At 65.2% G+C, this 12792-nt stretch carries 13 protein-coding genes; 11 read left to right on the top strand and 2 right to left on the bottom strand.

Annotation, left to right across the window (positions count from 1 at the left end; genetic code table 11):
* The first annotated feature begins 2 nt into the window (after positions 1-2).
* The 4 genes from K2F54_RS17650 to K2F54_RS17635 all read left to right on the top strand — a co-directional run bounded on the left by K2F54_RS17650 (position 3) and on the right by K2F54_RS17635 (position 6174).
* Complete coding sequence (locus K2F54_RS17650; RefSeq protein ID WP_220607170.1) at positions 3-191, top strand: hypothetical protein; 189 nt, start codon at positions 3-5, stop codon at positions 189-191.
* Positions 191-871 (top strand): hypothetical protein, encoded by a 681-nt coding sequence (locus tag K2F54_RS17645; RefSeq protein ID WP_220607169.1) that lies wholly within the window; start codon positions 191-193, stop codon positions 869-871. Before K2F54_RS17650 ends, K2F54_RS17645 begins: the two co-directional genes overlap by 1 nt.
* Positions 871-1707 carry a prepilin peptidase gene (locus K2F54_RS17640; RefSeq protein ID WP_220607168.1) on the top strand — a complete coding sequence of 279 codons (837 nt, stop codon included), beginning with the start codon at positions 871-873 and terminating at the stop codon, positions 1705-1707. The genes K2F54_RS17645 and K2F54_RS17640 overlap by 1 nt, the downstream gene beginning before the upstream one ends.
* A gap of 1341 nt (positions 1708-3048) precedes the next feature.
* A complete protein-coding gene (locus tag K2F54_RS17635; RefSeq protein ID WP_220607167.1) occupies positions 3049-6174 on the top strand; it encodes a DUF2135 domain-containing protein in 3126 nt (1041 codons plus the stop codon).
* Positions 6175-6203: 29 nt separating this feature from the next.
* Here the strand turns inward: K2F54_RS17635 and K2F54_RS17630 are convergent, their stop codons facing one another.
* On the bottom strand, positions 6204-6407 hold the full coding sequence (locus K2F54_RS17630; RefSeq protein ID WP_220607166.1) for a hypothetical protein: 204 nt from the start codon (positions 6405-6407) through the stop codon (positions 6204-6206).
* Positions 6408-6640: 233 nt separating this feature from the next.
* Between K2F54_RS17630 and K2F54_RS17625 the strand changes: the two genes are divergently transcribed.
* From K2F54_RS17625 to K2F54_RS17605, 5 genes are all read left to right on the top strand, one after another.
* The gene (locus K2F54_RS17625; protein WP_220607165.1) at positions 6641-6826 is read left to right on the top strand and encodes a hypothetical protein; all 186 of its coding nucleotides are present in this window, start codon (positions 6641-6643) and stop codon (positions 6824-6826) included.
* A gap of 74 nt (positions 6827-6900) precedes the next feature.
* Complete coding sequence (locus K2F54_RS17620) at positions 6901-7575, top strand: hypothetical protein (RefSeq protein ID WP_220607164.1); 675 nt, start codon at positions 6901-6903, stop codon at positions 7573-7575.
* A gap of 134 nt (positions 7576-7709) precedes the next feature.
* Positions 7710-8900 carry a hypothetical protein gene (locus K2F54_RS17615; protein ID WP_220607163.1) on the top strand — a complete coding sequence of 397 codons (1191 nt, stop codon included), beginning with the start codon at positions 7710-7712 and terminating at the stop codon, positions 8898-8900.
* Between the two features lie 31 nt (positions 8901-8931).
* Positions 8932-9420 carry a DUF6121 family protein gene (locus K2F54_RS17610; protein WP_220607162.1) on the top strand — a complete coding sequence of 163 codons (489 nt, stop codon included), beginning with the start codon at positions 8932-8934 and terminating at the stop codon, positions 9418-9420.
* 129 nt (positions 9421-9549) lie between these two features.
* Positions 9550-10191, top strand: coding sequence for a YitT family protein (locus K2F54_RS17605; protein WP_220607161.1), 642 nt, complete (start codon positions 9550-9552; stop codon positions 10189-10191).
* On the opposite strand, the gene K2F54_RS17600 is transcribed toward K2F54_RS17605, so the two are convergent.
* Positions 10188-10802: a hypothetical protein gene (locus K2F54_RS17600; protein ID WP_220607160.1), complete on the bottom strand. Its 615-nt coding sequence runs from the start codon at positions 10800-10802 to the stop codon at positions 10188-10190. The two genes, K2F54_RS17605 and K2F54_RS17600, sit on opposite strands and share 4 nt — an antisense overlap.
* 82 nt (positions 10803-10884) lie before the next feature.
* Here K2F54_RS17600 and K2F54_RS17595 point away from each other — a divergent pair, with 82 nt between their 5' ends.
* Both K2F54_RS17595 and K2F54_RS17590 read left to right on the top strand, forming a co-directional pair.
* On the top strand, positions 10885-11529 hold the full coding sequence (locus tag K2F54_RS17595) for a spermidine/putrescine ABC transporter substrate-binding protein (RefSeq protein WP_220607159.1): 645 nt from the start codon (positions 10885-10887) through the stop codon (positions 11527-11529).
* A 210-nt stretch (positions 11530-11739) separates the two neighbouring features.
* The gene (locus tag K2F54_RS17590; RefSeq protein ID WP_220607158.1) at positions 11740-12588 is read left to right on the top strand and encodes an endonuclease domain-containing protein; all 849 of its coding nucleotides are present in this window, start codon (positions 11740-11742) and stop codon (positions 12586-12588) included.
* The last annotated feature ends 204 nt before the right edge of the window (positions 12589-12792 follow it).

The following is a 12792-nucleotide window of genomic DNA, read 5'->3' as shown; positions in this document are numbered from 1 at the left end:
ACGTGACGAGCCCTGGCCTGCCGCCGGTAGCCGACTGGCTTGAGAGCTTCAGCGAGCTGCCCGGCTACGCCGACAGCGCGCCCGGAACCATCAGCCGCGCCGAAACCGGCGCGTACATAGTGACGCTGACCCTGCACATCAACGAGGAGGCCTACCTGGGCCGATTCGCCGATACGACCGAGGTGGGCTGATGGACCGCAACCGTTTGTGGCTTATCGGCGGTGTGCTCGTAATCGGCGTAGCAGTGGTTGTCGGCTGGTTCCTCGGCATTGCGCCGCAACTGCAGGTCGCGCACGACACCCGCCTCGAACGGGTCGCGGTCGAGGAACAGAACGTCGCCTTCGAGGCGCGTTTGGCTAGCCTGGAGGAGCAGTTCGCCGGCATCGGCGACCTTGAAGATGAACTCACGGAGTTGCGCCAGGCTGTTCCGGGCGCCGGCGAGTTGCCGGATTTCGTGCGGCAGGTGACTGCGATCGCCGACGAACACCAGGTCAGCGTGACATCAATCGCGCTGAGCGATGCCCAGCCATTCGTCACCCCGGAGGCGCCAGAAGCGACTGACCCTGCTGCCGAGGCCGTCACTGACAACGCAGCGGCCGGAACCGCGGCAGACGCCACCGTTGCTCCCGCGACCACCGTGCCAGCCGCTGCGCTGTCACCCGAGGTATTCCTGGCCGTGCCCGTGACGGTTACCGTGGACGGCGACAATGACGGTGCGCTCGCGTTCGTGCAGGGCCTCCAGTTCGGGGACCGTGTGATCACTGTCACCAACCTAAGCGTCCAGCCGCTTGCTGCCGAGGACGCCGATGGCACCGTCACCGCAACGATCAGCGGTCTGATCTACGTGCTCCTCGACGCATCGGCGGAATAATGCCGGTCATTACCTTCGTCGTCATCGCCGGCGGCCTCTTCGGGTTGCTTATTGGCTCTTTCCTTAACGTCGTCATCTACCGCATCCCGGCGGGACTATCGATTTCGACACCACCGAGCGCGTGTACGCGGTGCGGGGGGCGCATCCGCCCGTGGGACAACGTGCCGGTGCTGTCCTGGCTCGTGCTCGGCGGCAAATGCCGCGACTGCAGCGCCCCGATATCGCCTCGCTATCCGCTTGTGGAGTTGGCGACCGGTGTCTCCTTCGCTGCGGTGACCTGGTGGATGCTCTCGACCGCGCCAGCTGCCACCGCCAATGGAACGGCCATCGTCGCCTGGGCCATCACCCTCGCGGCATTCCTGTACCTCTGTGCTATCAGCATCGCCCTTGCCCTGATCGATCTCGACACCCACACCCTGCCTAACCGCATCATCTACCCGGCGTATCTGGTCAGCGCGGTCCTGCTTACCGTGGCGGCTCTGCTCGCCGGTGAACCGGCGCGGCTATTCGGAGCGCTCGTTGGCGGTGCGGGGCTCTTCGCCCTGTATCTCGCTCTGGCCTTGATCCGCCCCGGTGGTATGGGCCTCGGTGACGTTAAGCTCGCCGGGGTGCTCGGCCTGTACCTGGGCTGGCTCGGTTGGGGCGAACTCGCGATCGGCGCGTTCGCCGCGTTCCTACTCGGCGGGCTGTTCGGCGTCGTGCTGCTAGCCGTTCGCCGCGCCGGACGAAAGAGCAGTATTCCGTTCGGTCCGTGGATGCTCGCGGGAGCCTGGACCGGAGTTCTTTTCGGGAACATCATCGCGCTGGGCTACCTCAGGCTTTACGGATTCGCATGACGCGCTGAAGCCGATCCTTGTGGGTGCGCTGATCGGTACTCGTTGACCATCCCACGGTGGCTCTATCCGTCGACGTAGCAACCCTCCAGAGCAGGAAACCGCACCGCTCACAAGGCGGTACCCCTAAGCACGCCCCCCAGAGAAGGGCACAAACCTACAGAACGCCAAAAAAGCATTCTGTGGACCCCTATCGTTGGATTCCGTGGGCCTGGTTAAGTGCCCAGGACCGAACCGGGGGCACATGTTTTCTCAAGGGCAATTCGCTACAGAACATCGCAATAGGAGGGTCAGGAGACGACTTGCGATTGCCGTTGTGGCCGTCGGGGCCATCGGCTCTCTCTCCGTTCCCACCGCGATATCCGCAGTCGCTGCACCCAGTAACATCACCAGCGTCAGTACGGCAGTGCCCGCTATCGGTACCCAGGTGTGGATCGACATTGACACCGCTGTCGGTGCGACAGGCAGAGTCACCGGAGAAATCCGAAACGACGCAGGCTGGGTCTCCGTTCCCCTTCTTTCCACGGTCTTCGGACTGGGCGCTGTTGTCGCCGTGCAACCGGGAACAGTCGAGGTGCGGCTGTCCAGCACAACACAGACAGGCCCCGACCTTTCCCTCACCGTTGTCGACGCTAAGGGGAATGTTCTAACTGAGGCTCGATCTCGCCTCGCGATCCCTGGAACGCCCGAGCCAGCACCGTCGACTACGCCTGACCCGGCCGTCTCTCCGAGTCCGAAGCCCACGCCGTCCGTTACTGATAAGCCGAGTCCCACAGGCAGCCCGGCCCCGAACGCCACTGCAGTGCCGACGTCTGCGCCCTCGGCTATTCCGACGTCCACCCCGAGCGCTGAACCCGGCACCCCGCCGGGCAGTGACTCCTCAGCGATCCCGACGTCCACCCCGAGCGCTGAACCCGGCACCCTGCCGGGCAGTGACTCCTCAGCGATCCCGACGACCACTCCGAATCCCACCGCTGGAGCGGGTTCTGGCGAAGGTGCCTCCGCTGCGCCAGCGGCCGCCACTACCCCTTCACCGACGACCACCGCCAGAGCAGACGCACCCAAGAACGCGGAGCAGCAGCTTTCGAACACGGGAGTCGACGTTACTACCGGTCTTATTGCCGCAACTCTGCTGCTCATCATCGGTTTCGCCACCACCACGTTTCGCCGTCGGATTCGAGGCCACAATTGAACCGCCGCTTAACGCTCACCGCATTCCTCGCCTCAGTTGTGGTGTGTGCAACCTCGCTCGGCCTTACGCCGGCACTCGCTGCGTCCACCGCCCCAATCACGGACGTCCCAGCGAGCACTGGCTTCTCCGCGGCATCCCCGCGCGTCCCGCTGGTGGATTCTGAGTTCGGAATCGGAACGTCGCTTGTTGCGAACGTTGCCACACCGATTTCGCTCGGTCTGGAGACATCCGCTCCGACTGCTGCCAGCGCACTCATCCGAGTTTCGCTGTTCGCGCCGGCTAGTGATCTGCGTCTTGATGCAGTCGGAACTCCGGCACTGTCTGTGCGCGCTTCCCAATCCGCATCGACAACGCTTCTGGTACCAGTCGTTGACGGAGCTGTAGTTCTAACGTCGACCAGCGAAGTTGACCTCCGTGTCGAGGTCATCGCAACATTCACCTCCACCACGGCGCCCGGCGAGTTCTCGGCCCTAGCCGCGCCGGTCACCCGGACCGATACGGTGAACGGACTCGGAGCTGACCAGCTCACGACCGAGAACACTGTCATTGGTGTCACCGGTGTTGGCGGCGTTCCGACACTGAACGTGCGGGCCGCCATGGTAACCGTCTCGGTCACCGTCGACGCGGCAACGTCACTTCTGCTCGTAGACCAGGATATCGCCCTCGAAGCTGGCACCACGATCATCACTACGCTCGCCGCGGTCAACGCCGCCGGCGAGATTAACGCCGCTCTGGCATCGGGAACCGGATCGGCTCGAATCGACGTGCGTGGCTACGTGCTCGGCGCCGCACAGAACGACTCCGCGTTGAGCGTCAACGGCAGCTACATCCCGGTCGGTGACGTCTCCGCAGTCGAACTCAAGGTGGACGACGCAGTCAGCGCCCAGGTCGAGCTATCTGCCCTGGACGACGCCGACTACAGCCTTGTGCTGCTCGAAGCCGACCCTGCCCAGCAGACGACACTGCTCAGCGTCGGCGTCGAACTTGCAGGGCGCGCCTCCGGCGCAGTCGTCGATCCTTCAACTGGAACGCAGGCACAGCTCGCACTGGTTCCGGTCGATTCGTTCGCCGAAATCCGTCGCGGATCGACAGACGTCTCGCTCCAGCGCCTCGGTGACATCATCTCTTCAACGCCCGTGGCCTCGAGTGACTTGGCCGTCACTCTGGACTCGCCGACAGCGGGTACAAACATCTCCCTGACGGAGGTCTCGACCTTCATCCTCGAGGGCACAGTGACCAGTTCATCTGCGAGTCTCGACTCCGTGCGTGTCTACTCGGGTGCCGAGCTAATTGGCGTCGCCGAAGTCGACTACCAGCAGGGAACCTCCACCTGGCAGCTCGAGCTGGCTGTGCCGGAGACGGCTGACTATGTGTTCCGCGTCGAAGCCGTCGACCGTGCGGGCACAACCGCGGAAGATGAGGTCGCGATCTCTGTAACTCTTCCCGGCGCCGACGAGATCCTGCTCTCGGCGGATACCCGAGTTATCCCTGAGGTCATCCTGGCGAGCATGCTGGACATCTCAGACACCACGTTGACCTTCGCGCTTGACCCTGGATACGTTCCCGGCGACATAGTTTTGGGCATCAATGAAAGTGTGGCACCTCAGGGATTCCTGCGCCGCATTGTGTCAGTTCAGGAAACGAGTGGTGGATGGGTACTGACTACCGAGAACGCGTCGCTCATTGATGCAATTCGCCAGGGAGAGATCGACGACACTGTCGACCTAATGGGACTGGGCGGAACGGAGTTCACTCCAGCGACAGAACCGGCCGAAAGCGATACCCCCGGCCTTATCGTTGAAGCGGGCGATGTCGAGGACGTCACCATGTTCGACAACACTGCAAACCGGCGCCAGGCCAATCGTGACCCGAACTTCACGCTCGAAAGAGAGTTAGAGAAGGGCCTTGAGAAGAAGGCAACCTATACCTGGGCACCCAGCGGCGTGCAGAAAGACCTGTCAAACGCCGACTCCACTGCGACGAACGCGGCCAAGACGGAGTTCAGCGCTAGCGGTGGTGCTGTTCTTGAGGGCAAGGTCTCACTTGGATTCGCGCTCAAATTCGTTCTGAAGATCGACATCGACTGGTTCTATCTGTCCAGCTCTGAGGTCGTGGAATTCAGCACAATCCTGACCCGGTCCACCGAGGCTTCGCTGACGGGAAGCGTTTTTGGGGAAGCCGAGTTGTCGGTCGATAAAACGATCGGAACAATTAACTTCCCAACGATCAAGTTTCCCGTCGGCCCATTGTTCTATGTCGTAATCACCTCGGAGGCCGTACTGGGGATGCATGGCGAGTTGAAAGCGGATGCATCATTCGAAGCGAGCTGGGGCACCCGGATCATCCAGGACTACGGCTTTCGATACACCGAAGGCAGGTTCCGCGACGCGTCGACGACTGCCCGGGTAACGAATACCCTGCCTGTATTCGGTGACGGAGCAAAGTGGGAAGGGAACGCTACCGCGGCGATTGGACCGACAGCCGTAATGGATATCTCCATCTACGACGCAGCCGGACCCAAAATTGAGGGTGCCGGCATACTGGGCATCGACTTCCATGCCGACGAAGTCGGAATGGATTTCGAGGCTTTCCTTGAAGGAACAGTCTCCATCGGAGTCCAACTTAAGTTTCCGATCATCGACAGGGTCTTGCTGGAGGCAACCATCGTCGCAGCCATTACAAAGCGTTGGACGCTCGTGACCTGGTCCACGACTTGGGATGAGATATTCACCGGCGACACTCCGGGCGATGACGGAGAACCCGCAGAAGGCGGGGTGTCAGATCCCAATATGCCGCGTCCTAACCCCGCTCCGGAATTCAGTACCTCTGACCTTCGGATAACGCTGTATTGGAACAACAAGAGCGATATGGACCTCCATGTTGTTGAACCAAGCGGGACGGAAATCTACTACGGCGCTCGAGGACCGACTGCGAGTCAGGGTCAACTCGACATCGACTCCAATGGGAGCTGCAGCGTCGATCGTCCCAACGAACCGGGCGGTATTGAGAACATCTACTGGCCCAATGGTGTGACGGCACCTGCTGGATCGTATTCCATTAGTGTCGATCGGTGGAGTGCTTGCGGTCTTCCAGATGCCAATTGGGTAGTTGAGGTATGGAGCGGAAGCGACCTGGTGGTGAGGCAGACCGGTAGCGCCGAGCAGGCCTTCACCATCAACGTGCAGGATATCGCTGCCCGCCGATTCGCCACCGCGACTGATCGAATAGCGCTGACGGATGACGTTCCGGCACCCATCACCGTGACACCGAAGGGCTAACCGCCAGTTCGTCACGGAGAACAGGTGCATTACAGCGGCCGGTAGAGTCTTTCACTCTCCCGGCCGCTGTTACATAAAGTGCGCGAGTTGTTTCGAAACGCATCGAAGACATCAGAGGCCAAGAGAGCATCGGCGAACTGGAGGAGCGGCTGGTTGGTCTGCACGACGAGATCCTGACCGACGCAGATCTGCTCGGCTACCTCAAGCAGCTCACAGCGGACGCGGGACGCCATTCGGTCAGCCTCACCGCCATGACCGTGTTAGATGCTGCGGCCTACGCGCCCACCGTGGCCGAAAACGCCACCGAAGCGCCTGAGACCGAAGCCGAGGCGACGGATGCCGACGCCGCGGCTGCCGGGCCGGGATTCGGAGTGCCCGTGGCCAACCCGCTCGTGACGGCCGAGAACTTCATCACCATCCCCGTCTCCCTCTCGGTGGGTGGCGGTTACGGCAACGTCTGGACTTCGTGGAGAGCCTGCAGAAGGGCAGCCGCCGCCTTACCTCGGTCACCGCGTTCAGCACTGCCGTCGACGACGACACCGAGTCGGAGGACCCGGACACCGCACCGGCATCGAGTGACGCCGTCACCGGCACGGTCTCCCTGCTTATCGACGTGCTGGTGAATCCCGCCGCGGAGTGGCCCCAGAAGTGACGCCCCGCCGGTCGCCACCGGCGGGGCTATGCTGTGCGCAATATCCCTCGGTAGGGCGCATTCAGGGAGGCCGCATGTCCGATCACGGACCACCGACCATCACCCCGGGCCGAGCATGGTCCGCCGTCATCCTCGGCGGCATTGTCACCGCGCTGGTGGTTCTCGCGGCGATGACCGTCGTGTTCGCCCCGCAACCCGCGAGCACGCCCGATGCCGCCTCCCTCACCCGCCCGGTGCCCGCCGCGCCCCCGCCACCCGAGCCGGTTGCCCAACCCGAGATCGCCCCGGGAACGCCCCGACCGGCATCCTGCGACGACATCTATAGCCCGCAGATGCTCGACGCCTTCGGTGACCTGGTGCTTAACCCCGACTGGACGAACGACCCCTCCGCCGACGTGCAAGCGGGCGCAGATGACCCCGACCTGCTCGCCATCATCGACACCAACGACCGGCTCACCTGCCGGTGGGTCAGCCCCACCGGGCCCTCCGGCGCCGGGGTTAGCACCAACGTGGTGTGGGTGACACCGGAGCAGGCCGTCACCGTCACCGAGCGGCTGGCCGAGCTCGGTATGGACTGCTACGAGGAACTCGGCGGGCTGCGCTGCATCGTGCAAGACACCGCCGACGACAACACCTTCGGGCAGTCGCACTTCGTGCGGGGCGGCATCTGGCTGGCCACCCAGTGGGTGAACGCCGGGCCGAACGGCTACACCCACGACATGGTCAACACGATCTGGGCCGGCGAATGACCGTCGTCGCGGGGGGAGCGGATCCGAGCCTGAGCGGCCCAAACGCCGCGCCTTGAAGTTCCGTGGAGTTCGCACCCCGCGTTGATACAGTGTCAGCACAGAGCTATGGCCACGAGGCTCACGAGGAGTGCAGCATGACCAACACGACGCCCCCCGAGGGCACCGAAAACCACAACCCGGATGCGCCCACCGAGCACCTCCACCCCGAGCACACCGACGCCGAGAACGTCAGCTCCGAGCAGAGCGCCGCCGAGCCGACCACCGCCGAGACGACGGATGCCGACCGCACCGACTCCGAGCCGGCCACCTCCGACCTCGGTGCGCCGGGGACCACCACTGTCGCCGACCCGTCCGCCCCGGTCGACGCACCCGCTGGCGAACCCGTGTTCCTCGCCCCCGAGTCGAACACACCCACCGCCGTCTACACTCCCGGCGAGCCGATCGACGGGCCGATCGACACCGAGCCGGCCGTTGACCGGAACGCGCCCACCGAGAAGGTGGAGCGTCTCAGCACCACCGGCGAGTCCGCCCCGGCCGAGTCCGCTCACGCCGAGCCGACCCACACCGAGCCGACCCACGCCGAGGCCGCCCGCGACGAAGCGATCGCGCAGAAGAAGGATTACACCCCCGACTACGTGCCCGCGCCGGTTGTCGTGCCGAGCCCGGCTGTGGCCAGCCAGCCGGTTGGCCAGCCCGCTGCCCAGGCGGCCCCGCAGCCGACCCAGCAGTACACCCAGCAGCAGCCGTCGCAGCAGTTCGCGCCCACCCCGATCTACGTCACCGCGCCCACCGCGCCCAAGAAGCTCGGCAACCGTGCCGTCGGCATCCTGATCGGCCTCATCGCCACGGCCGTCTTCGCCGGCATCTACGCCCTCGTCGCCTTCTTCATCTCCGCCGCCGGCGCCGCCAACATCGGTGACGCCACTGCCCGCTTCACCGACTTCCTGGTGCTGCCGGTGTTCTACGTGCCGGTGATCTTCTTCTTCCTCGCGTTCGCGCTGCTGGTCGCGGTGCTCAACCGCGCCGGCTGGTGGGCCTACGTGCTCGGCGGCTTCCTCGTCGCCATCGTGGTCTACTTCTCCTACATCGGCGGCGCCCTGCTCGCCGTGCAGGCGTGGACGCTGACAGCCTCCGAAGCCTCCCGCTTCATCAGCACCCAGTGGCTGAACCCGGGCGCCATCGCCGCCGCCATCATGGCCCGCGAGGTGCCGATCTGGTTCGGCGCCTGGATCGCCCGCCGCGGTCGCAGCGTCACCGCCAAGAACGCCGCCGCCCGCGAAGAGTACGAGCGTCAGCTGGCCGAGGGCCCGCAGCTGGCCCGCTAGGCCCCACTCTAGAGAGCGCGAAAGAGCACGGATGCGCGATTACCAGAAGTACGCCACCATCGTGGCGGTCTTCGCCACCGTGCTCTTCGCCGCGCTGCTGGTGGCCGCGTTCGGGATGGTGAGCCTCGTCACCAACCTCGATGTGATCGCCGACCGTGAGGTGGGCACCCTCGTGGGCCCCACCATGTCGGCCGCCGTGGTGCTGCTCGTCTTCGTGATGATGCTGCTTTTGGGTGTGAACACCCCGCCCGAGAAGCAGCGTGTGGCCGTGGGCTGGTCGCTGGCCACCGGGGCCGGCGCATTCGTGCTCTACGTGGTCACCGGTGTGGTGCTCGTGGGCGCCAGCGACGGTGACGCCGTCGGCGCAATGCTCTTCGGCGGTGCCATGGTCGTCAACCCGTTCGCTCTCACCGCCGGCATCCTCGCGTTCGTCGTCACCCTGGTCTACTCGATTCTGCTGGCCTCGCACTACGGCGAGAACGGCCGGCCGCTCTGGCCCTGGGAACGCCGCGGCGAGTAACCCCGGCCGGCGAGTCCGGCCCACCGGTTCGCACCGCTAGCCGCCGGGATCCCCGCGGCACGGGCCCGACGCATCCGCTCGGTACGATGTCTCAATGACCTGCGCCACTGTCCGTCCGGGAGTGCGCGCATGACGCCCACTGCCACCGCCCCGATCGTCGACCCGTCCGAGCGCCCGCAGCGGGTGCCGCACTCGCGGTTCGAGAACATCGTGGCCCTGTTCATCGGCACCTTCGCGGTCTCGTTCGGCCTTTACCTGCTCAAGGAGGTCGGTGTCGCCACCGGCGGTACGGCCGGCATCGCCCTGCTGGCCAGCTATGCCACCAGCTGGTCGTTCGGGGTCTGGTTCGTGCTGGTCAACCTGCCGTTCTTCGCGCTGGCGATCTGGCGCATGGGCTGGCGCTTCACCGTCAAGACCCTGGTGGCCGTGCTGCTGGTGTCGCTGTTCTCCGAGGTGCACCCGCTGATGCTTGAGATCGGGGACATCAACCCGATCTACGCCACCCTGCTCGGCAGCCTCCTGGCCGGCATCGGCCTGATCGTGCTGTTCCGGCACCAGGCCAGCCTGGGCGGGGTCAACATCCTGGCGCTCTACCTGCAGAAGAGCCGCGGCTGGCGCGCCGGCTACGTGCAGCTGGTCGTGGACGTACTCATCGTGCTCGCCGCCTTCGCCACCCTGCCGCTGCCGATGGTGCTGCTCTCGGTGGTGGGCGCGGTCATCCTCAACCTGATCATCGCCATGAACCACCGCCCAGACCGCTATTTCGGTTAGAGCGTCGGCCCGGTCGGCAGTGGGTCGGCCGGCGCCGGCGGATGCGCCACAATCTCCAGCGCGTCCTCCTTGGTGAGGTAACCAGGAAAGTTGTATCGCGTGAATCGGCCCTTCGGATCATCCGGTGACACCGGCAGCGCAATGTTCGACTGCCGCACCAGGTCTTGCAGCAGTGCCGCCTCCGCCGGGTCGATCACGTTCTGCCGGGCATCCCGCAGCACCACGGCCCCGCGCAGCTTCTGCTCGCTGAGCAGCACCAGGGTCACCGAGCGGCGCTTCTTCGACGTGCTCACCAGGATCTTCGCGCCGGTGACCTCCGCATACCGCGCCCGCTTGCGCCCGGCCCGTATCGTCAAGGTGGCCGGATGCACGTACGCCGGCGGGTAACGCCATCGCACGAAGCCGAGCCCCAGGGCTAGACAGCCCGCAGCGCACGCCAGCGTGAGCACCAACGCCCACCCGAGCGGCACGTCGAAAATCGTCGCCACCTGCCCGACGAGAAGCGGCGCGTAAAACAGCAGGAACCAGCCCGGGCCCATCCCGATCACGGGCAGCCACCACGGCGTGAACCCCAGCGCCACCCACTCGTCGTCGTGCACCCCACGCCTCATGGGCCGATACTGGCACGGACCGGCCAGATCCGCCCGAACTGGCCGGTGACTCAGGGCCCCGCACCGACTAAACTTGACAGTCATGGATGCATCCATCGAGTCGCGGGTCGGCCGCGAGGTCGAGGCCTGGTTGCGTTGGGTTCCCAGATGGCGGCCCGGCACGCACCGGGCACGCTCCAGACTCTGCCAGCAGTGCTTCGGCTCCCCGGTCTTACGTGCCGCGGGCCTCGACACGGATGTGCCGCACGCGGTGCAGCATCCGCTCGCCATGCGGGTGAAGACGCTCATCGAGGATGAGGTCGAAACCTACACAGCCCAGAACCTGCCGCTGCTCAACCGGGAACTCGGCCTGATCGAACTGCGCAAGGCCGCGCAGGCCACTCACCCGCTGGAGGGTCTGGGGCCGGAGTTCGACGGGCTCGACGTGGATGCGCCGCCGGCGGACCCAGACGAACCGTACCTGTTCACCTTCGAGGACTTCGCCCCGCCGCCCAGCGCCGACGATCCGGAGCTGCAACCGCCGCCGTTGAGCGTGGAGGAGAAGGCGTCGCTGCGGGTGGAGATGCGCCTGGCCGACGACTACGCCGCCCTGGTGGGCCGACGGGTGTGCGTGGCCCTGGTGGAGCACAAGCCGCGGTTGCAGCTCGCCGTGGCCACCTTTGTGGAGCCGCAGGTGCAGGCGTTGCTGGCCGACCTCGGCAGCACGCTCGACCCGCACAGCACCTAACTGATCGGCATCCGGCGCGCGTTTATGAGGCAAACGGACGAATAAGAGGATGCTTTGGCCGATTTTGTCCTCGTAATCTCACTTTTTCCTCACAACCGCGCGCGCGGCAGGGAGGTGCCGCTCGTTGTGCACACGCGGCGGGCCTGCAAGAGTTTGCACAACCGAAAACGCCGGGGCAGAAAAGCGGATGCCGGCGGTGACACTGGGCGCATGGAACTCGGTAGCTGGCTCAACCAGCACGGCGGCATCGCGCACACCCACCAGGCCCTCCGTGCGGGCTTCACGCGCTACGCGATCGTGCAGAACGTTGCAGGAGGTGTGTGCACCCGCATCCGGCGCGATTGGCTGGCGTTGCCGACGGCGCCGACGGACCTGCGCGCTGCGGCGGCGCTCCGCGGACGGGTCGCGTGCCTCAGCGTGGCCAGCCGACTTGAGCTGTGGCACCTCCCTGATGGGATGAACCACGTCGCCATGCCCAGGAACCGGGCGGCCCCGGCATCCGACACCCTGCGGGTGCATTGGAGCGCCGGCCCGGTGCCGGTTGCCCGGTTCGCCCTCGTCGAACCGATCGAGAACGCCCTTGTGCACATTGCCCAGTGCCAGCCCTTCGAAAAAGCGCTCGTCGTCTGGGATTCCGCCCTCAACAAGGGCCTGGTGTCCCAGCAGTCGCTCGCACGCCTGCAGTTGCGCGGCACCGCGGCCCGTGCCGTGCGTGACGTCGCGTCGGGATTGTCAGATTCGGGTCTGGAGACGCTGCCGGTGGCACGGCTCGCGTTGGCGGGCATCCGGGTCAGCCAGCAGGTGCCGCTTGAGGGCCATGATGTCGACGGGCTCATCGGCGACCGGCTCGTGTTGCAGAGCGACGGGTTCAGTTTCCACTCCTCGCCCGAGCAGCGGCGGTCCGATATCGCGCACGATCGCCGGCTGGCGCTGCTGGGCTACACAGTGTTGCGCTACGACTACCGGCAGATCCTGTTCGACTGGCCCCGGGTCGAGAACGAGATCCTGCTGGCCATGGCCCAAGGCCTGCACCTGGCGCCGCCGCAATATAGGCGATAGTGAGATTACGAGGATGCTTTCGCCAAATTTTGTCCTCGTAATCTCACTTTTTCCCCTCAAGCCAGCCAGCACCCCGGCGCGGTCCAAGCGGGGGACTAGCAGGGGACTAGCAGGGAACATGAACTCGCCCTGTTGCCTCACGTCAATACCTCCGCGAAGATTGATTCGTTGCCTCATTACGAGATCTCCGCGTCGTGGTGATGG

The sequence above is a fragment of the Cryobacterium inferilacus genome, assembly GCF_019599185.1.
Taxonomy (GTDB): domain Bacteria; phylum Actinomycetota; class Actinomycetes; order Actinomycetales; family Microbacteriaceae; genus Cryobacterium; species Cryobacterium inferilacus.
The sequence above is the reverse complement of the archived record's forward strand: the minus strand, read 5'-3'. Positions and strand labels throughout refer to the sequence as shown.